This window comes from Streptomonospora sediminis, assembly GCF_054778995.1.
Genome location: NZ_BAAGYZ010000074.1, coordinates 1 through 20097, shown reverse-complemented (window position 1 = coordinate 20097; position 20097 = coordinate 1). Strand labels below are relative to the sequence as shown.

The following is a 20097-nucleotide window of genomic DNA, read 5'->3' as shown; positions in this document are numbered from 1 at the left end:
ATGCAGATTTGCCTGGATTTCAAAGCTGAGACGGGCATTTCTGCATGATCATCGCCGCTGGCCCCGACGCCGCACAGCGGGCCGTCGCCCAGGTGCTCCCTACTGCTCCTGCTTGCTGCCACGCGATGTCACTCCGCAGGCTCGGCCGGTCCCGGGTCCTGCGGTGCGGTGACCGAGCCCAGGAACAGCACCGCGGTGCGGCGCCGCAGGACGAAGGCGAAGGGGCGGTCGAAGACCAGCTTGACGGGCTTTCCGGTGACCGCGGCGACCGTGCGCATCACCACCGCTGTGGCGGCCGCGCCGACCGCCCCCTTCTCGTCGACGCGCAGCACGGCCTCGTGGACGACCTCGTCGATGCGCAGGGGCCGTTCGCAGATCCCCGAGAGGTCGGCCCGGTCGGTGAAGGCGGTGGAGAGGCCGGTATCGGCCAGGGTCGTGGAGAGCTGCGTGCGCGAGCGCACCTCGAAGCGCGGCAGCACGAGGTCGACGTCGGTTGCGGCGGCCGCGCGGTAGAGCGCCGACAGCGCCTGGACCGTGGGGGCGGTGCCCTCGTCCGGGGAGTCGGGTAGCAGCACGTCCAGTGCGAGGTCGTCGCCTGCGGGCAGGGTCGCCAGTTGCCATCCGGCGGCCTTGGCGTAGGGGCGGCGCCCGCGGCGGCGCATCATGGGCACTCGCCGGGTGCCCGAGGGCGTGTGGAACGGTTGGGGCGCGGTCGCGCGGGTGTCGAACGGTTCGGACCAGCGCAGGCGGACCCACAGGGCGTTGAGCAGCAGTGCTTGCGTGGAAGGGTGTATGTCGCCGGGCCGCAGCAGCTCCTCGATGAGCCCGCGGGTGACCTTGGCGACCTCGGCGTTGGCCTCGCGGCGCACCCGGTCGGCCTCAGCGGCGAAGTCGGCGGTGTGTACGGCCGAATCCGGCCGGGCGCGCACGGCCGCCTCGAACTCCGGGTACACCGCGAGGTCGCGGCGCACCCACAGGCCGGTCGAGGACGCGAGTTCGGGCCCGTCGGCGATGGCGTCGTCCAGCGCGGCGAGATCGGCGTCGATACCGCTTCCGAGCAGGTTCTCGAACTCGCGGCGGGTGGCGCCGCGGGCGCCGGTGGCCACCAGCCCCAGCGCTCGCGCGACCGACAGGGGCGACCACGCCCGTTCCTCCAGGCCCGCATCGGCCAGTGCGGCGTTGATTCGCAGCGCGAAGTCGACGTGGTCGGGGCGCAGGGACACCTTCATCGCGTTCACTCCAGGCGGGATCGCGGGCCGGCTCTGCGGCCAGGCTAACGCCCGCGTCCGCGGTGCGCGGAGGATCGCCGGTACCGGTCGGCGCCGCCTGCACGGCCGTGCCCGCGCCGGTGCAGGCCGGCCCCTGCGTGCGGCCGATGCCTTAGCAGTATTGACGGGAGGTTTCGCGGAGCTTAATCTGAGCGTTCGACTGGTCGGGAAGCGCTTTCCTTGAATCGATTCAATCATCCGGATCCGTAGCAGAGTAGCCCAGAGAAGGGCGGTTACCACCATGGTGAAGCGAAGGGGCGGCGCGGCGAAGTCGGCCGCGGCGGTTGCGGTCGCCCTCGGGCTCGTGGCGTCGGGCTGCGGCGGCGGTGGGGACAGCGGCCCGCCTGAGCTGCGCTACGCGTGGTGGGGCAATGCCGAGCGGGCCGGGCTGATGCGCGAAGCCATCGCCCTGTTCGAGAAGGAGCACCCCGACATCACCGTCACCCCGACGTTCTCCGAGTACGACACGTACTGGGAAAAGCTTTCCACCCAGGTGGCCGGCGGCGGGATGCCCGACGTGCTGCAGATGGACAACGCCTACCTGCGCGAGTACAGCGAACGCGGCGTGCTGCTCGATCTCAAGAGCCAGGAGGGCGGCAGCCTCGACACCGGCGGCCTGCTGGAAGGCCTCAGCAGCGCCGGAGTCATCGACGGCGCCCGCTACGGGATGCCCATCGGCGGCAACACCTTCTCGCTCGCCTACGCCCCGGCCCTGTTCGAGGAGGCGGGCGCGCCCATGCCCGAGGACGGCTGGACCTGGGCGGAGTACGACGAGGCGCTGAGCAAGGTCAGCGAGCATACCGGCGGCGAGCCCTACGGCGCGGCCGACTACACCGGGCTGATCTGGGTGCTGGAGGCGCAGCTGCGCCAGGAGGGCGAGGCGCTGTTCACCGACGGCGGCGAGCTCGGCTTCACCGAGGAGCGGCTCGCCGAGTTCTGGGACAGCGCCGCCGACCTGCGCGGGGACGGCGCTGTTGTGCCGGCGTCCGAAGCCGAGCAGGTCAAGCCGCTCGCCCCGCTGGGCGCCGACTTGGCGGCCTCGGAGTTCACCTGGGACAACATGCTCACCCGCTACGTCGAGGAATCCGACCTCGACTTGGAGCTCGCGCCGCTGCCCACCGACACCGGGCGGTCCGGGCAGTACCTCAAGCCCTCCATGCTGCTGTCGGCCTCGGCCCGAACCGCCGACCCCGAGGCGGCCGCGCAGCTGATCGACTTCATGGTCAACGACCCCCGCGTCGCCGAGATCTTCGGCGGCAACCGCGGGATCCCGGCCACCACGCCCCAGCGCGAGGCGATCGACTACACGGGTGCCGACAAGGCGGTCGTCGAGTACGAGGACGGCCGCATGGAGAACCTGCAGGAGGCGCCCTCCGCGCCCCCGGCCGGCGCCGGCGCCCTGGAGACCGAGTTCATCCGCCTTGCCGAAGAGGTGCAGCACGGCCAGATGAGCCCGGACGACGCCGCGGCCGAGTTCGTCGCCTTCGCCGAGCGCACGCTGAGCGCCGCATAGCGCCGACCGGGCCCGCGCGGGTCGGCCGGTACCGCCGGCGCGGCCCGCCCGGCGCTGTCGGCCTGTCCCGAAGCAGCGCCCAAGCACCCAAGCACCTGAACGGCCAAGCAGCCAAGCAGCGCACCAGCCGAGCAGGCCGGAAGGAGACCGCGCAGATGGCCCGGACCATCCAGGGCACCGATCGCGGGCAGCGCCCCGCGGTGCCCGCAGCAGCCCCGGCCCCGACGGGGCGCGCCCGCCGGCGCCGGCCCAAGCGCAACTTGGAGGGCGCCGCGGGCTATGCCTTCCTGTCGCCGTGGATGCTCGGCTTCCTCGTGCTGACCCTGGGCCCGATGCTGGCCTCGCTCTACCTGTCCTTCACCGACTACAACCTGTTCACCGCGCCGTCCTGGGTGGGGCTGGACAACTACCTCCGGCTGTTCACCGATGACCAGTGGCTGCAGTCGATCCGCGTCACCGGCGCCTACATGGTGCTGGCCGTACCGCTGAAGCTTGGCCTGGCGCTGGCCGTGGCGATGCTGCTTGCGGCGCCGCACCGCGGCCAGGGCCTGTACCGCTCCGCCTTCTATGCGCCCTCCCTGCTGGGCGCCAGTGTGAGCGTGGCGCTGGTGTGGCGGGCGCTGTTCAGCGACGACGCGGTGGTGGACCGGGCACTGCGGTCGGTCGGTGTGGACACCGGCGGGTGGGTCGGCAACCCCGACTACGCGCTGCTGCTGCTCGTGCTGCTGGCGGTCTGGCAGTTCGGCGCGCCGATGGTGATCTTCCTGGCCGGCCTCAAGCAGGTGCCGCGGCAGTACTACGAGGCCGCGGAGGTCGACGGCGCCGGCTGGTGGCACCGGTTCCGCGCCATCACGCTGCCGATGATCTCGCCCGTGCTGTTCTTCAACCTGCTGCTGGAGACGGTCAACGCCTTCCAGGTGTTCACGGCCTCATTCGTGATCAGCAGCGGCACCGGCGGACCGGCCGGCTCGACGCTGATCTACACGTTGTACCTCTACCAGCAGGCCTTCACCCACTACCAAATGGGCTACGCCTCGGCGATGGCCTGGATGCTCATCCTCGGAGCGGGACTGGTGGTCGTGGTCCTGTTCCGGATGTCGCGGACGATGGTGTTCTACTCCGGAGACGAGGGCCGATGAGATCCATGGCCGCCGCTACCTGGTCCCGCCGCGTGCTCTGGCACGGTCTGGCGCTGGCACTGCTCGGGCTGATCATGTACCCGCTGGTGTGGGTGGCGGGGGCGTCGTTCACCCCCACCCACGACATCGTCGGCGGTAGCGGGCTGGTGCCCGATCAGCCGGTGCTGGACAATTACGGCCGCGCGCTGGAGGGGATGGCGGGCATCCCGGTGTGGCGGTTTCTGGGCAACTCGCTGCTGCTGGCGGTGCTGACCGTGGCCGGCACGGTGGCGTCCTCGGCGCTGGCCGCCTACGCGTTCGCCCGGCTGCGGTTCCGCGGACGCAACACGATGTTCGTGCTGATGATCGCCACCCTGCTGATGCCGTTCCACGCGGTCATCATCCCCCAGTACATCATTTTCCAGCAGCTGGGCCTGGTGGACACCTACGTGCCGCTGCTGGCGGGCAAGTTCCTGGCCACCGAGGCGTTCTTCGTGTTTTTGATGGTGCAGTTCATGCGCCAGTTGCCGCGCGAGCTGGACCAGGCCGCCCGCATCGACGGCTGCGGGTACTGGGGCATCTTCTGGCACGTGATCGCCCCGCTGTCGCGGCCGGCGTTCGGCACCGCCGCCATCTTCGCCTTCATCTGGAGCTGGAACGACCTGTTCGCGCCGCTCATCTACCTGAACACCCCCGAGAGCTTCCCGATCCCGCTGGCGCTGCGGCTGTACGCCGACCAGACCAGCACCAGCGACTTCGGCGCGATGATCGCCATGTCGGTGATCGCGCTCATCCCGGTCGTGCTGTTCTTCCTGGCGTTCCAGCGGCTGCTGGTGCAGGGGATGGCCACCAGCGGGCTGAAGGGGTGATGCCGGTGCCCGCCGACCCGACGGCCCGGCCGCCCGCGCCGCCGCGGCGGCCGGCGGTTTCCCGCGCGGCCCTGTTCGGCGAGTGCCTGCTGGCGGGCGTGTTCACCCTGGCCGCCGGTCTGGCGCTGGTCACGCTGCCGGCCGCCGCGGCGGCCGGGTGCGCCCACGTGCGCGCGCACACCGATGGCGAGGGCGCCACCGGGGCGGGCGAGTTCGTGAACCGGTTGCGCGCAGCTTGGCCGGGTTCCTGGCGGGCCGGTGCGGCCTGCGCCGGCCTGGTGGCGGTGCTGCTCGGCGACATGCTCGTCGTGGCGGCCTTCGAGGTCCCCGGGGAGGCAGCGGTACTGGCCGCCTGCGCCGCCGCAGCGGCCGGTGCTGCGGTGCTGGGCCTGCGCGCGGCGGCGGCGTGGCGGCCCGGCGGGCACTGGCGCAGCGCATTCCGCGCGGCCTTTGTGCGGTCGGGCGCCGACCCGGTGGGAACGGTCCTGCTGGCGGTGGCGCTGGCGGTCACGGCCGCGGTGGCCTGGGCGGTGCCGCCGGCGCTGCTGCCGCTGGCAGGCTGCCTGCTGCTCGCCGCGGTGGTCGTGGACAAGCGCGGCGGAGGAGGGTGACCTCCGCCCGGGACCGCCGCTGCGGGGCGGCCGCCTCCGGACGGGTCCGTTCCGGAGGCGGCCGACTCATGGGCGCAGGCGGTGCCGGCGACACGATCAGTACGGCATACCGGGTGCAGCCGGGCATATCCATCGTGTCCGCTGAAGATCGCGCAGCCGTTGCCCTAGGGTGGTGGGCGTAACCGCCTGACGGAAGCTGGAGCCCTATGACCGAGCACCACCGAGCCGCCGATACCGCCGATTCCGCCGGTGGGCGGCCGCAGACCGACGCGGGCTCCGGCAGCGGCAGCGGCGCCGAGCCCGCGGCGGTGCAGCCCGAGCGGGGCTCGGCGGACGAGGTCTCCGCGGTGCTGTTCGGTCCCGACGGCCCCGACGGACAGGACGGCTCCGCCTCCGGTTCCGGCGGCCCGGACACCGGTACCGCCGATTCCGCCGGAACCGGCAACACGTCCGCGGACGGCGCCCAAGAGGCCGATGGGGCCGATGGCGCCGAAAACGCCAAAGAGGTCTCCGAGGACACCGTCGAGGCGGTCGTGCGCAGCCAGCTGTCCAAGGCCCTGGGCGGCAAGCGCGGCATGGTCGAGACCGCCATCCCCACCCTGAGCTTCACCCTCGCCTTCATGGCGCTGGAGGATCTGCAGCTGGCGCTGGGTCTGGGGTTCGCGCTGGCGATCGTGCTGGCCGTCATCCGGCTGGTCCAGCGCTCCTCGGTGCAGTTCGTGGTCAACAGCCTCTTCGGGATGGGCATCGCCGCGGTTTTCGCGCTGCGCAGCGGCGACGCCGAGGACTTCGCGCTGCCGGGCATCATCTACAACGCCGTCTACGCGGTGGTGCTGACCCTGACCATCCTGATCCGCTGGCCGGCGATGGGACTGCTGATCGGCGGCGTCACCGGCGATGTCACCGCCTGGCGCCACAACCCCGCGGTGGTGCGGCTCAGTTCGCGGCTGACCTGGCTGCTGGTGCTGCCGTGCGTGATCCGCGTGGCGGTCCAGCTGCCCCTGTGGGCGGCCGAAAGCTACGGCGTGGCCAGCACCTTCGCCCTACTGGGCATCTCCAAGATCGCCATGGGGTGGCCGCTGCAGGTGGCCGCGTTCGCGGGCATGGTCTGGCTGCTGACCCGCGGGCGCACCCCGGTCGGCCCCGAGGGCCTGGCCGCGACCGGGACCGACGGCAACGGCGGCGGCACGGCCGAGCCCGGCACCGCCGGCCCGCACCCGGCGTCAGGGCAGCGGGCCGCCGACTAAGCCCGGTGGAAGAAGTCCTGCTCGTCTGCTTGGCGGCGCACCGGTGCCGTGCACGGCACCGGCTCAGGAGCCGGGGGCCAGCAGAGCGCCAAGTTCGTCCACCGACTCCGCGCTGCTGAGGAACACGAGGTCGTCGCCGCCCTGCAGCCGCGTCTGCGCGTCGGGCGCCTGGGCGCGGCCGTCGCGCACCACGGCCACCAGCACGATGCCCTCCGGCAGCAACGGCGCGAGGTCGCCCGGGGTGCGGCCCGCGTGCGGGGTGCCCGCCGGGAGCGTGAACTCCAGCAGGTCGGTCTGCGGCAGCGACAGCGCGCTCAGCACGTCCGAGGCGTCCTCCTCGACATCCAGGTCCTCCACCAGGGCGGCCATCATCCGCGGCGGGGAGACCGCCACGTCGACGCCCCAGGTGTCGCTGAACAGCCACTCGTTGCGGGGATCGTTGATGCGGGCGATGACGCGGCCCACGCCGAACTCGGTCTTGGCCAGCAGCGACACCACCAGGTTGACCTTGTCGTCGCCGCTGGCGGCCACCACGGCGTCGAAGCCGCTCAACCGCGCGTCCTCCAGCGACGCCAGCTCGCAGGCGTCGGCCAGCAGCCACTCGACATGCGGCAGCTCGTCGACGCCGATGGCGCGGGAATTGCGGTCGATCAGCAGCACGTCGTGCCCGCTGCCGCTCAGCTCGCCTGCGATGGAGCGCCCCACGCTGCCCGCTCCCGCGATCGCGACGCGCATCCTAGTCTCCCTGCCTGTCGTCGGCCGCCTCGCCGAGGCGGGTCTGGATCCGGTCGATGTCCTCGGCGCGCGCGAGGATGTGCAGCACGTCGCCGGCCTGCAGCGTCTCGTCGCCGCGGGGCAGCAACATGTGCCCGGCCCGCACCAGGTAGGCGACCCGCAGCGGGAACGCGCCCTCAAGCTGCTCGACGCGCCGGCCGATCCACGGCGGGGCCAGCGGAGCCTCGGTCATGACCAGGCTGCCGGAGGGGTCGCGCCACAGCGGACCGAGGTCCAGGCCGGGGGAGCCGGGGACGAGGCGGCGCAGGATGGTGTCGGCGGTCCAGTGCACCGTGCCGACGGTGGCGATGCCCAGCCGCTGGTAGACGGCGGCGCGCCGGGGATCGTAGATGCGCGCCACGACGTGTTCCACGCCGAAGGTCTCGCGTGCCACCCGTGCGGTGATGATGTTGGAGTTGTCGCCGCTGCTGACGGCGGCGAACGCGGACGCCGACTCGATGCCCGCCGAGACCAGCACATCGCGGTCCTGGCCCGCGCCGGGCACGGCGGCCTTTGCGGTGGCCGGGCGCAACCGGCGGAACGCCTCGGGCTCCTGGTCGATCACGGCGACCGTGTGGCCCCTGTCCTCCAGTGTGTGGGCGAGCGTCGAACCCACGCGCCCGCATCCCAAGATCACGATGTGCACTGCTCACCCGCTCCTGCCGTTGTCCACGGGGCCGGACACGGCTGCCGCGCGCCCCTGGGCGACGGTATACCCAACGCAGCGCCGGTGTGCAGCTCCCCGCCGCAGCGTCCGACCGGGGCCGATGCGGCTCGGCCGGTGCGGCGGCGCGGGGTCCGCCGCAGCCCGCGGCAGGGACGGATGGTGTGTGCGCTCGGCTAGAGTGGCGGCAGATGGGCGGTGGCGCTGCGCGGGGAGTCACCTGCGCGAAGCCCGAATGGTCCCCGTCTTCCGGAGGTCGTCTGCATTGAGCCGTGCGCCGAAGTCCGCCGTGCGCGAGTCCCCGGAGTCCGGGCTCGCCGGCGCTGAATTGGAACTGCGTGTCGAAGGCGCCGCCAATGGGGGCTGGTGCGTTGCACGCCACGACGAGCGAGTCGTCTTCGTCCGGCACACGCTGCCGGGCGAGCTGGTGCGCGCGCGGGTGACCGAGGAGACCAAGCGCTTCCTGCGCGCCGACGCAATGGAGGTGCTGGAGGCCTCGCCCGACCGTGTCGAGGCGCCCTGCCCCTTTGCCGGACCCGGAAAGTGCGGCGGCTGCGACTGGCAGCACGCCTCGCTTGAGGCCCAGCGCCGCATCAAGGGCGAGGTGGTCGCCGAACAGCTGCGCCGCATCGCCGGAATCGACCGCGAAGTGCAGGTCGAGGAGCTTCCCGGCGCCCCGGATGGTCTGGGCTGGCGCACCCGGGTGCGCTTTGCCGTCGACAACACCGGCCGCGCCGGGCTGCGCCGCCACCGTTCGCACGAGATCGAACCGGTCGACCACTGCCGGATCGCCCACCCGCAGGTCGACGGGCTCGGCGTCACCGACCTCGACTGGCCGCAGGTCCGCGAGGTCGAGGCCGTGGCCTCGGGAACCACGCGCGACACCGCGCTGGTGGTCACCGCCGAGGGCGCCAAGCTGCCCAACTTGCCCGAGCCCAAGTCCTCGGCGGCGGTACTGCGCCGGTTCCGCAACGGCCGCGTGCAGCAGGTGAAGGGCCGGCGCCACGTCCGCGAACAGGTCGGCGACCGCGAATTCCGCATCAGCGCCGGCGGGTTCTGGCAGGTGCACCCGGCAGCCGCGGGCGTGCTGTCCGAAGCCGTCGTCGAGGCGCTGGCACCCCGGCCCGGCGAAACCGCGCTGGACCTCTACTGCGGCGTGGGCCTGTTCGCCGCGGGCCTGGCCGAAGCGGTGGGGTCCGAGGGCCGCGTCCTGGGCGTTGAGGACGACGCCGAGGCCGTACGCGACGCCCGGCACAACCTGCGCGATCTGCCCTGGGCGCGGGTGCAGCAGGCCGACGTCGGCGCCCAGCTGCGCGAATGGGTCGACATGCGGGTCGACGTGGCGGTACTCGACCCGCCGCGCACGGGTGCGGGCACCCAGGTGGCACGCCAGCTCGCCGAGCTCCGCAACCGCCGGGTGGCCTATGTCTCCTGCGACCCGGCGACCCTGGCCCGCGACCTCGCGGCCTTTGCCGAGGAGGGCTACGAGCTCGTCCAGCTGCGCGCGTTCGACTCGTTCCCCATGACCCACCACGTGGAGTGCCTGGCGGTCCTGCAGCGCGCCTGAGTGCCGAGCGGGGCCGGGGCGGGGGAGCGGTCGCCCCCGCCCCCGCCCCGGCCCCGCCTCCCCCTGCCACCGCTTGGCCGGCCACCGCGGAACGTCCGCCGCGCTCGGCCACGGTTTGACGGGTCACTTGAACGATCGGCCATTGGTTGCACGGCCGCTCCGGTCGCGGCTGCCACGCGGGAGGACGTATGACGAAGACCATCGGAACGGTTGCGGAGCTGCGTGAATATGTGCAACCGGCGGTGCGGGCCATCGCGGAGAAAGGCATCGCCCACATCGATGCCGAGTCGCGCGGTTTCATCGAACTGAGTCCGTTCTTCCTACTGGCGACCTCGGCGCAGGACGGATCCTGCGATGTCTCGCCCCGCGGCGACCCTCCCGGAAGCGTCCTGGTGCTCGACGACCACACGCTGGCCTTTGCCGACCGCAAGGGCAACCGCCGCCTGGACAGCCTCCGCAACATCCTGGAGCGCCCGCAGGTCGGCATGCTGTTCCTCGTGCCCGGGTCGGGGGACACCGTGCGGGTCAACGGCCGCGCCCGGATTGTCGCCGAAGCCCCTTACCTGGAGCGGATGGCCATGCGGGGCGTAACACCCCGGTTGGCCGTCGAGGTGCGGGTGGAGGAACTGTTCCTGCACTGCAGCCGGGCCTTTGTCCGCTCGTCGCTGTGGGACACGGCCCAGTGGCCGGATCCGGGCGACGTTCCCAGCGGGGGGCGGATCGCCCGCAGCCAGGCCGGGTCCGAGCTGCCCGCCGAAGTGTTCGACGCCGCCCTCGAGCGCGGGGCCCGCGACCCGTACTGAGGATGAATCAATGACCCGCCGTGCGGGCCGGCGGCGGCCGCGATGCGGGGGCGGTCGCTGGATCGTCCCAGGTCGCCCGCCCGGCCCGGTGCCCCGGCCCCGGTTGCCGCTGGGGCGCGCGGGCCGGATGCGGCCGATGTGGCGGGAGTGCCCCGTGCGTTTCGGTTCCGCCCTTGGGCTCGGCGGTACGACAATGTACTCATGCGCTTGAGGATCTTCACCGAACCGCAGCAGGGTGCGACCTATGACACCCAGCTGGCGGTCGCAAAGGCAACCGAGGACCTTGGTTTCGATGCTTTTTTCCGCTCGGACCATTTTTTGCACATGGGCGACGGCGACGGCCTGCCCGGGCCGACCGACTCCTGGGTGACGCTCGCCGGACTGGCGCGCGAGACCTCGCGGGTCCGGTTGGGCACGCTGATGACCGCCGCGACCTTCCGCCATCCCGGCCCGCTCGCCATCGCGGTGGCCCAGGTCGACCGGATGAGCGGCGGCCGCATCGAGTTCGGTTTCGGGGCGGGCTGGTATGAGGATGAGCACACCGCCTACGGCATCCCGTTCCCGGCCACGGCCCGGGAGCGGTTCGACCGCTACGAGGAGCAGTTGGACGTCATCACCGGCCTGTGGGCGACGCCGGTGGGCGAGAACTTCCGCTATGAGGGGCGCCACTACCGTTTCGCCGAAGGGCCTGCGCTGCCCAAGCCCCAGCAGGCGCCGCGCCCGCCGGTGCTGATCGGCGGCACCGGCCCCACGCGCACACCGCGGCTGGCGGCGGCCCACGCCGACGAGTACAACGTGCCGTTCTCCTCGGTCGAGGACACCGGGGCCGCTTTCGAGCGGGTGCGCGCCGCGGTGCGTGCGGCCGGGCGCAGCGAGCCGATGGTCTACTCGGCGGCGCAGGTGGTCTGCTGCGGGCGCGACGAGGCCGAGGTGAACCGGCGCGCGGCGGCGATCGGGCGCGACCCCGACGAGCTGCGGAGCAACGGGCTGGCCGGTTCGCCGGCCGAGGTGGTGGAGAAGATCGGCAGGTTCGCCGATATCGGCGCCGAGCGGCTTTACCTGCAGGTGCTCGACCAGTCCGACCTGGACCACCTGGAACTGATCGCCTCCCAGGTGGCCCGCCAGCTCCGCTAGGAGCGCTTTGGCCGGTGCTGCCTAGCGGGCGGTGCCGGCCGGCAGAGGCCTTGCCCGCCGGCGCCGCCGGGCGGCCGCGCTGCGGCTGTGTTTTATGGCGCCGGCGGTGCGGCGTCCCCGGGGCCGCGGGACTCGTCTTCGGTGCCTGCCGCGGCCGCCTCGGTCTCGGTCCGTCCGGGTGCCGCGGTGCCGCGGCGGCGTCGTGCGATCGACCGGACGGCGAACCCGGCGGCGATCATGAGCGCACCCAGCGGGATGGTCCAGTAGGGCGAGCCCGCCGAGGTGATATCGGCGGCTCCGGGCGACAGCAGTGTGATGAAGCCCCAGACGATCAGCGCGAAGCCGCAGAGGACGAAGATGAGCAGATCGCGCAGTGACTGCATCGCGGGGGCTCCTTAGGTTGTTCCGGTGTGTGGCTTGTCGGTTTTGGCGATTGGCGGTCGACTGCCGGCATCGGGGTGGCCGGCGCGGCGCCGCCGCAGGTGTCCGCTCGCCAATCGCCGCGTGTGCGCACGTAATTGGACGTGCCGGGACCGCTGCGGGGTTCCGGCACGTTCACGCACGAGCCGCCGGAGAGTTAACTTGATGTCGAGATATTCGTTGGATACCTTGATATCGAGATAAAAAATGAGGCAGTGGTACACGGGACAGGCCGCACCGGCCGCCGCCCCCGCACGTCACGACCGTGCCACGCGCCGACCGGTGCCGCACGCGCGGCGACCGGGCCGGGGCGGACATCGCTGGTAGAACGGGGGAGCCGGCGTGTGCGTGGGCGCGGCGCCCCCGCACGTCCGGGCCATCTCGATAAGGGCAGCCTCAGTGGTGTCCCGGCGCCTGCGCTACGGCAGGATGCCGGGAGAAAGTGGCGAGATCAGGAGGCAAACACCGTGTCCGCGAACAGCTTCGGCAGCCGTGACACGCTCCGCGTTGGCGAAGAGTCGTATGAGATCTTCCGCTTGGACTCCGTTGAGGGCTCCAAGCGGCTCCCCTACAGCCTGAAGGTGCTGCTGGAAAACCTCCTGCGCACCGAGGACGGCTCGAACGTCACCGCCGAGCACATCCGGGCAGTGGGCCAATGGGACCCCGAGGCCCAGCCCACCCGGGAAATCCAGTTCACCCCCGCGCGGGTGATCATGCAGGACTTCACCGGGGTTCCCTGCGTGGTGGACCTGGCCACCATGCGCGAGGCCGTCGGCGACCTCGGCGGCGACCCCGCGAAGATCAACCCGTTGGCGCCGGCCGAGTTGGTCATCGACCATTCCGTGGTCGTCGACATCTTCGGACGCCCCGACGCGTTCGAGCGCAACGTCGGGATCGAGTACGAGCGCAACCGCGAGCGCTACCAGTTCCTGCGCTGGGGCCAGACCGCCTTCGACGAGTTCAAGGTCGTCCCGCCCGGAACCGGGATCGTGCACCAGGCCAACATCGAGCACCTGGCCCGCGTGGCCATGGTCCGCAACGGCCAGGTCTACCCCGACACCTGTGTGGGCACCGACTCCCACACCACGATGCAGAACGGCCTGGGCGTGCTGGGCTGGGGCGTCGGCGGCATCGAGGCCGAGGCCGCGATGCTCGGCCAGCCGATCTCCATGCTCATCCCGCGGGTGGTCGGCTTCAAGCTGACCGGCTCGCTCAAGCCGGGCACCACTGCCACCGACCTGGTGCTCACCGTCACCGAGATGCTGCGCGAGCACGGTGTCGTCGGCAAGTTCGTGGAGTTCTACGGCGACGGCGTGGCGTCGGTGCCGCTGGCGAACCGCGCGACCATCGGCAACATGAGCCCGGAATTCGGTTCCACCGCGGCGATCTTCCCGATCGACGAGGAGACCATCCGCTACATGAAGCTGACCGGGCGCCCGGAGTCCCAGACCCGCCTGGTCGAGGCCTACGCCAAGGAGCAGGGCCTCTGGCACGACACCGACCAGGAGCCGGTCTACTCCGAGTACCTGGAGCTGGACCTGGGCGACGTCGTCCCCTCCATCGCCGGCCCCAAGCGGCCCCAGGACCGCATCGCGCTGTCCACGGCCAAGCCGGCCTGGCGCAGCGATGTGCAGAACTACGTCACCAACCCGGTCGACGAGGCCTCCGACGAGTCGTTCCCGGCCTCCGACGCCCCGGCGCAGCCGCACAACGGGCAGCGTCCCAGCAACCCCGTGCAGGTCACCCTGGCCGACGGCACCGAGACCGAGGTCGACCACGGCGCCGTGGTCATCGCCGCGATTACCTCGTGCACCAACACCTCCAACCCTTCGGTCATGCTGGGCGCCGCCCTGCTGGCCAAGAACGCGGTGGAGAAGGGCCTGACCAGCAAGCCGTGGGTGAAGACCTCGCTGGCGCCCGGTTCCAAGGTCGTCACCGACTACTACGAGCGCTCCGGTCTGACGCCCTACCTGGACAAGCTCGGGTTCAACCTGGTCGGCTACGGCTGCACCACCTGCATCGGCAACTCCGGCCCGCTGCCCGAAGAGGTCTCCAAGGCCGTCCAGGACAACGACCTCGCGGTCACCTCGGTGCTGTCGGGCAACCGCAACTTCGAGGGCCGTATCAACCCCGACGTCAAGATGAACTATCTGGCGTCGCCGCCGCTGGTGGTGGCCTACGCGCTGGCCGGGTCGATGGACATCGACATCACCACCGAGCCGCTGGGCACCGGTACCGACGGCGAGCCGGTCTACCTGGCCGACATCTGGCCCACGCCCGAGGCCATCGAGGACGTGATGGGTTCGGCGATCGCCTCGGACATGTACGAGGACGCCTACTCCGACGTGTTCGCCGGTGACGAGCGGTGGCGCTCGCTGCCCACGCCCACGGGCAACACCTTCGAGTGGGAGGCCGACTCCACCTACGTGCGCAAGCCCCCGTACTTCGAGGGCATGGGCGCCGAGCCGGAGCCGGTTACCGACATCGCGGGTGCGCGCGTGCTGGCCAAGCTCGGCGATTCGGTCACCACCGACCACATCTCGCCGGCCGGCGCCATCAAGCCCGACACCCCGGCGGGCCAGTACCTCAAGGCCCACGGCATCGAGCGCAAGGACTTCAACTCCTACGGCTCGCGGCGGGGCAACCACGAGGTGATGATCCGCGGCACCTTCGCCAACATCCGCCTGCGCAACCAGATCGCGCCGGGCACCGAGGGCGGCTACACCCGGGACTTCACCCAGGCCGGCAACGCCTCCGAGGCGCCGGTGGCCTTCATCTACGACGCCGCGCAGAACTACGCCGCCCAGGGCACGCCGCTGGTGGTGCTGGGCGGCAAGGAATACGGCTCGGGTTCCTCGCGCGACTGGGCCGCCAAGGGCACCGCCCTGCTGGGCGTGCGGGCGGTCATCGCCCAGTCCTACGAGCGCATCCACCGCTCCAACCTGATCGGCATGGGCGTGCTGCCGCTGCAGTTCCCGCAGGGGCACTCGGCCGAGTCCTACGGGCTCAGCGGTGAGGAGGCCTTCACCATCACCGGTATCACCGGGCTGAACGAGGGCCGGGTGCCCGAGACGGTCAAGGTGACCACCGACAGCGGTGTGGAGTTCGACGCCGACGTGCGCATCGACACGCCCGGCGAGGCCGACTACTACCGCAACGGCGGCATCCTGCAGTACGTGCTGCGCCAGCTCATCACCGAGTAGGCGCTGCACCCGCACCGGGCAGGGGCCACGGCCCCCGGCGTCCGCCGCGGGGAGCACACCGGTACAGCAGCAGGGCCGCCGTCCGTCGCAGACGGGCGGCGGCCCTGTTTTCGCGGTATCCGGCATTTCGTATCGGCCGGCGCCGCCACCGGGGACAACCGCGCCGCCAGCCGGATGCGGCCAACCGGAACGCAGGTACCGGTCCTGCGATATACCGCAGCACCGATAATGTCGTCCTGCACGTGTCGGCATGGCGTGGGAAGGACAGCATGAGCGAGGGCGGCACCGGTTCCGGCGACCGCTTCGCCGGTCCGTACCGGCTCATCGAGCCGTTGGGACGCGGCGGGTTCGGCGAGGTCTTTCTCGCCCAGGCGCCCGACGGGAGCCGGGCTGCGGTGAAACTGCTGCACGCCACCTGGGCGGGCGACGGCGACATGCGCCGCCGCTTCGCCGACGAGGTGGCCCAGGCGCGCAGGGTGAGCGGCTTCTGCGTCGCCGAGATCCAGGACGCCGATCCCGAAGCCGATCAGCCCTGGATCGCCACGGAGTACGTCGACGGGCCGACTCTGGAAGCCGACGTACGCGACCGGGGCCCGCGGCGCGGCGCCGACCTGCACCGGCTGGCCGTGGCCACCGCGACCGCCCTGGCCGCCGTGCACGGCGCCGGGGTCGTGCACCGCGACCTCAAGCCCGGCAACATCATGCTCGCCGGCGACGGCCCCCGTGTCATCGACTTCGGTATCGCCCGCGCGATCGAGGCCACGTCGATGACCGCCAGCGGCATCGTCGGCACCATCGGATACATGGCGCCCGAGCAGCTCGAAGGGGCGCGGCTCACCCCGGCCGTCGACGTGTTCGCCTGGGGAGCGGTCATGATCTACGCCGCCACCGGGCGCGAGGCGTTCGCCGCGCCGACCCAGGCCGCCCGGACCACCCGGGTCCTCACCGGCGAACCGGACACGGGTGACCTGGCCGGACCGCTGCTGCCCGTCGTACTCGCGTGCTTGGACAAGGACGCTGCGAACCGCCCCGGTTCCCGCACGCTGCTGGACATGCTGCTGGGCTCGCACGCGCCCGACGCGGCGGGGGACACCGGCGCGGGGACGGATGCCGCCACCCGCGCCGAACGCGACACGCTCACCCGGGTCGAGCGCGCTCGGGACGGTGCGACCCGGGTCGAGACCGCCACCGATGGCGCCGCCGCCGGCGACCAGGGCCGCGCCGGCACACTGCTCTACACCAACCTCGCGCCGGGCACCCCCGGTTCCCCTGGAGAGGCGCCCGGCCCACCAGGCGGGTCCGCGCCGGTTGCCGAAACCCCAGCAGGAAACGTCCGGAACACGGCATCGCCGACGCCGACGCCGACTCCCGCGCCCGGAGACCCGCCACCCGCGGGCCCCGGCCCCGCCGACCTCGGGCGCGGTGGCGGTTCGGGTGTGCCGCCCTACTGGTTCGCCGGGCACCGCTGCACGGATCCGGGCTCCTTGGCCGCAGCCATGCAGACCGACTGGACGGCGGCTGTCGGTGTCTTCAGTGACGAGGAGGAGCGTGCCGCATTGGGGGCATGGCTGGTCGACGACATCGGCGACACCGTTACCGACCGGTCGATCTTCCGGCGCCGCTCCGGCGACGCCAACCGGACCGTCGCCTGGTTCATCGTCCAGCAGCGCCCGGACCTGCCGCCGGTCTTCCGCGGACGCCCGGCGGCCTTTGCCGACCTGCGCGAGCGTTTCGCCCGGATCCGCCCTGCTTTCACCGGGGCGCCGCCGGACAACGAGTTGCTGATGCTGGCGCGGCCGGAGGTGCTGCACCTGCTGGCGCTGCACGACGATCCGGGCCGGGCCGACCTGCAGCGGACGGCAGACGACCTCGCAGCGGCCGAGCAGGCTGCCGGGGTGTTTCGCCGCAGGCTGGAGGAGGCCGTGCCGCGCCTCGCTCAGCACGCCGCGGTCGACTCCGCGCTCATCCTGGCACTGCTGTTCGATCCGGACCGCCCGGTGCGTCCCGACGCGGGCGGTCACCCGCAGGTCCAGGAGTGGTACGAGGCGCTGTGGGGCGCCGTCGAACGCGAGCAGGGGCCGGCCCGTGCGGGCACGGCGGCGACCGTGGCCTCGCTGACGGGCGCGGCTCGCGACAGCGGCCTGAGCAGCGCCCAGTGGAACGCGGAGCTGGTCCAGGCGGAGCGGGAGCGCGAGGCGGCGGCCGCGAGCTGGGTCCGCGAGGCCCGGCTGTACCGCATCAGGCGGTTGCTGCGCTTCAGCCCGTGGATGGTGGTACTGGGCGGCGTTGTTGCGCTGGTGCTGGAGCAGTCCGGCGAAACCGATGCGGCTCTGGCCTGGTGCGTCGCCGGTGCGCTGGCCTGGCTGGCGGCCTGGATCGCCCAGGGGGTGGTCGGCCGGTTCAGTGGCCCGCGCAACGGCCACCCGACCGCGGTGCAGGCTGCGCAGGCGCGTTTCCACCAACTCCGCGACCACGCCGCCCGGCTCGGCCAGGGCGCAGAGCGGATGCGGGCCGAACTGCGCGCCGTGCGCGCAGCGTGCGGCGGGTGACGGCCATCTTCCGGGCGGCCAACCGTTCCGGCGCCCCCGGGCCGGCCCATCGGCACGGCCCGGGCGGCCTGCCGTGCCGGTGTTCCGCGGCAGGCCGACCCGAGCGCGGCGGCCGATCAAGGGGCCGAGGGCTAAAGCTTCAGCTTCATCGGCTCGTCGCTGGGCTCGGGCATGCCGCCGGCCGGTTCCAGGCTGATGCCCAGTTGCTCGGCTGAGCCGAGGTCGCCGGACATGCCGGAGTAACGGCCCTCGCCGGAGCGTTCCAGCATGCCGGCCGATCGCATCCCGGAGTTGTCGACGTACCACATCTGGTAGCCCATGCCGTCGGGCGCGGGCGGCAGGCCGTCGACCATCACCATCACCATGTCGCTGCTTTCGGAGGTGAACACGGTCGCCTGGGCCTGGCTCCGGCTGACCGGCTGTTCGCGCATGTCGGTGTCGGATGCGCTCAGCAACGCCTCGACCTTTGCGGTGTGTTGGCTCATCTGCTGCATGCGCTGGTCCATGGCCACCACGGTTCCGCCCAGCACCAGGACGAGCATTGCGCAGGCCGCGGTCAGCAGCCACGGCAGCCGGCGCCGCCACTTGCGGTGGCCGGACATGCTGATGACCCGGCCGCCGCCCTCGGCGCCGCCGTCCCCGCCGCCCGTTCCTGCGCCGGCGCCCGGTGCAGCCGTGGCCCCCTCGGTCCCTTGCTTGGTCTCGGCGCCCCCGCTGTCCTCGGCGGGCCGCGAGTCGGCGGTCTCGGGCGGCAGTTGGCGGACGTTGGGCACCGAGGCCCGCAGCCGCTCCCAGACCGCCTCGGCCGGGCGCTCGGCCTGGGCGTAGGCCAGCCGCACGGTGGTGGCGTGGAACTCGGTCAGGTCGCGCCGGCAATCGGCGCACTCCTCGATGTGCTTGCGGGCGCGTTCGCGCTCGGTGCCGCTCAGCGCGTCGACCGCATATCCGGCGGTCAGCCCGTGCACGTCGTGATCGGGCAGGCTCACACCATCACCCCCAGGCAGTCGCGCAGTCGGATCAGCCCGTCGCGCAGTCTTCCTTTCACCGTGGTCAGCGGCACTCCCAGCAGTTCGGCCGCTTCGCGCTGGGTGTAACCGGTGTAGTACGTCAACCGCACGGTCTCGCGCTGCGGATCGGTCAACCGGCGCAGGCAGCGGCGCACCTTCTCCCGTTCCAACCGGTGCTCCACTTGCTCGGCCACGTCATCGGGCGGGGACGACTCCGGCGCCATGCGCCCGGCCACCTCCATGCGGGCGGAGGAGGACTGCTCGGAACGCACCCGGTCCACCGCCCGGCGGTGGGCGAGGGTCAGCACCCACGCGCGCACGCCGCCGCGGCCCGGGTCGAAGCGGGCGGCCAGGCGCCACAGCTCGGTGAACACTTCCTGGGTGACCTCCTCGGCCTGGGCCCGGTCCAGCATCACGCGGCGGACGAGGCCGAAGACCGGTCCCGACAGCTCGCGGTAGACCTCCTCGAAGGCGCCCAGGTCGCCCAGTGCGGTGCGTTGCAGCAGCGCCGCCATCCGGTGTTCGTCATCGGGCCCGCCCGCGCCGTCCGCCGCGCCATCGGCGGTTTCCGCCCGGCGCGGCGGCTGCGCTGGAATCGCCTGCTCCACTCGTGCCACCGTCCTCGGCTCCGACTGTCGTCGTTGTATCGTTCCATCCTCATTCGGAGCCGGGGCCGCCGCGGCGACCCGTTGTACGGTGCCCGCCGTCACCGCAACCGATTCGTTACCGAGTTGGCCGTCTCCCTGCGTGCAACCGCTCCGAAGCAGGGGCGTGTCCGATCAACAGAGCACCTCTCCAGCAGCTCCGCCGGCGGCCGCGCAGCCGCTGCAGGAGCGGCCCCGCCCGCTTATCGGTGCGCTGTGCGGCCTGGTGGCCGCCGGCGCGGCACTGGGTACCGCCGAGATCGCCGGCGCGCTGATCCGGCCCCAGGCCACCCCGCTGATCGCGGTCGGCCAAGCGGTCATCGACCTGACACCGCAGCCGTTGAAGGAGTTCGCGGTGGCGACCGTCGGCGAGGCCGACCGGCCGCTGCTCGTCGCGGGCACCGCGGTGCTCCTCGCGCTCTTCGCGGCCGGGATCGGGGTCGGGGCGCTGCGGGACCGGTGGACCGGCGACGCCGGGATCGCGGTGCTGGCCGGCGTCGGCGCGGCCGCCGCACTGACCCGCCCCGAAGCCGACCTGGTCTACGCGCTGCCGTCGGCGGCGGGCGGCGCGGTGGCCCTGGTCCTGCTGCGCATGCTCGTGCGTGCGGCTCCGCGGGGTAAGGGTGTCCGCGCGAGCGCACCCGCAGCGGCGGACAGCGAGGACGCCGCGGACGCCCCGGGCGGCGCCGGCGCTGCGGGCGCGGAC

Annotated in this window: 16 protein-coding genes and 1 pseudogene; 11 read left to right on the top strand and 6 right to left on the bottom strand. The window is 72.3% G+C overall.

Features of this window, described 5'->3' with window-relative positions; genetic code table 11:
- Positions 1–128: 128 nt before the first annotated feature.
- Complete coding sequence (locus tag ACYVD5_RS15140; RefSeq protein ID WP_461001679.1) at positions 129–1229, bottom strand: serpin family protein; 1101 nt, start codon at positions 1227–1229, stop codon at positions 129–131.
- A gap of 280 nt (positions 1230–1509) precedes the next feature.
- Here ACYVD5_RS15140 and ACYVD5_RS15135 point away from each other — a divergent pair, with 280 nt between their 5' ends.
- From ACYVD5_RS15135 to ACYVD5_RS15115, 5 genes are all read left to right on the top strand, one after another.
- On the top strand, positions 1510–2781 hold the full coding sequence (locus ACYVD5_RS15135) for an ABC transporter substrate-binding protein (RefSeq protein ID WP_461001678.1): 1272 nt from the start codon (positions 1510–1512) through the stop codon (positions 2779–2781).
- Between the two features lie 155 nt (positions 2782–2936).
- The gene (locus tag ACYVD5_RS15130; RefSeq protein ID WP_461001677.1) at positions 2937–3920 is read left to right on the top strand and encodes a carbohydrate ABC transporter permease; all 984 of its coding nucleotides are present in this window, start codon (positions 2937–2939) and stop codon (positions 3918–3920) included.
- 5 nt (positions 3921–3925) lie between these two features.
- Positions 3926–4768: a carbohydrate ABC transporter permease gene (locus tag ACYVD5_RS15125; protein WP_461001676.1), complete on the top strand. Its 843-nt coding sequence runs from the start codon at positions 3926–3928 to the stop codon at positions 4766–4768.
- A 5-nt stretch (positions 4769–4773) separates the two neighbouring features.
- Entirely contained in the window at positions 4774–5379 is a 606-nt protein-coding gene (locus ACYVD5_RS15120) for a hypothetical protein (RefSeq protein WP_461001675.1), read from the top strand.
- A 350-nt stretch (positions 5380–5729) separates the two neighbouring features.
- The gene (locus ACYVD5_RS15115) at positions 5730–6626 is read left to right on the top strand and encodes a DUF3159 domain-containing protein (RefSeq protein ID WP_461001734.1); all 897 of its coding nucleotides are present in this window, start codon (positions 5730–5732) and stop codon (positions 6624–6626) included.
- 63 nt (positions 6627–6689) lie between these two features.
- Here the strand turns inward: ACYVD5_RS15115 and ACYVD5_RS15110 are convergent, their stop codons facing one another.
- On the bottom strand, positions 6690–7361 hold the full coding sequence (locus ACYVD5_RS15110; RefSeq protein ID WP_461001674.1) for a potassium channel family protein: 672 nt from the start codon (positions 7359–7361) through the stop codon (positions 6690–6692).
- 1 nt (position 7362) lies between these two features.
- Complete coding sequence (locus ACYVD5_RS15105) at positions 7363–8046, bottom strand: potassium channel family protein (protein ID WP_461001673.1); 684 nt, start codon at positions 8044–8046, stop codon at positions 7363–7365.
- Between the two features lie 352 nt (positions 8047–8398).
- Here ACYVD5_RS15105 and ACYVD5_RS15100 point away from each other — a divergent pair, with 352 nt between their 5' ends.
- The 3 genes from ACYVD5_RS15100 (at position 8399) to ACYVD5_RS15090 (ending at position 11568) form a co-directional block, all read left to right on the top strand.
- Positions 8399–9631, top strand: coding sequence for a class I SAM-dependent RNA methyltransferase (locus ACYVD5_RS15100; RefSeq protein ID WP_461001733.1), 1233 nt, complete (start codon positions 8399–8401; stop codon positions 9629–9631).
- Positions 9632–9819: 188 nt separating this feature from the next.
- Complete coding sequence (locus tag ACYVD5_RS15095) at positions 9820–10434, top strand: MSMEG_1061 family FMN-dependent PPOX-type flavoprotein (RefSeq protein WP_461001672.1); 615 nt, start codon at positions 9820–9822, stop codon at positions 10432–10434.
- Between the two features lie 201 nt (positions 10435–10635).
- The gene (locus ACYVD5_RS15090) at positions 10636–11568 is read left to right on the top strand and encodes an LLM class F420-dependent oxidoreductase (protein ID WP_461001671.1); all 933 of its coding nucleotides are present in this window, start codon (positions 10636–10638) and stop codon (positions 11566–11568) included.
- A gap of 92 nt (positions 11569–11660) precedes the next feature.
- On the opposite strand, the gene ACYVD5_RS15085 is transcribed toward ACYVD5_RS15090, so the two are convergent.
- Positions 11661–11951 (bottom strand): hypothetical protein, encoded by a 291-nt coding sequence (locus tag ACYVD5_RS15085; RefSeq protein ID WP_461001670.1) that lies wholly within the window; start codon positions 11949–11951, stop codon positions 11661–11663.
- A 504-nt stretch (positions 11952–12455) separates the two neighbouring features.
- On the opposite strand from ACYVD5_RS15085, the gene acnA reads away from it, so the two are divergent.
- Both acnA and ACYVD5_RS15075 read left to right on the top strand, forming a co-directional pair.
- Entirely contained in the window at positions 12456–15191 is a 2736-nt protein-coding gene (gene acnA / locus ACYVD5_RS15080) for an aconitate hydratase AcnA (RefSeq protein WP_461001669.1), read from the top strand.
- Positions 15192–15460: 269 nt separating this feature from the next.
- Positions 15461–17740, top strand: a complete 2280-nt coding sequence (locus ACYVD5_RS15075; RefSeq protein ID WP_461001668.1) for a serine/threonine-protein kinase — start codon at positions 15461–15463, stop codon at positions 17738–17740.
- Between the two features lie 131 nt (positions 17741–17871).
- On the opposite strand, the gene ACYVD5_RS15070 is transcribed toward ACYVD5_RS15075, so the two are convergent.
- On the bottom strand, positions 17872–18726 hold the full coding sequence (locus ACYVD5_RS15070; protein WP_461001667.1) for an anti-sigma factor: 855 nt from the start codon (positions 18724–18726) through the stop codon (positions 17872–17874).
- Positions 18723–19364: an ECF RNA polymerase sigma factor SigK gene (gene sigK / locus ACYVD5_RS15065; RefSeq protein WP_461001666.1), complete on the bottom strand. Its 642-nt coding sequence runs from the start codon at positions 19362–19364 to the stop codon at positions 18723–18725. The genes ACYVD5_RS15070 and sigK overlap by 4 nt, the downstream gene beginning before the upstream one ends.
- 154 nt (positions 19365–19518) lie before the next feature.
- On the opposite strand from sigK, the pseudogene ACYVD5_RS15060 reads away from it, so the two are divergent.
- A pseudogene (locus tag ACYVD5_RS15060) lies at positions 19519–20097 on the top strand (molybdopterin-binding oxidoreductase); the annotation flags it as partial.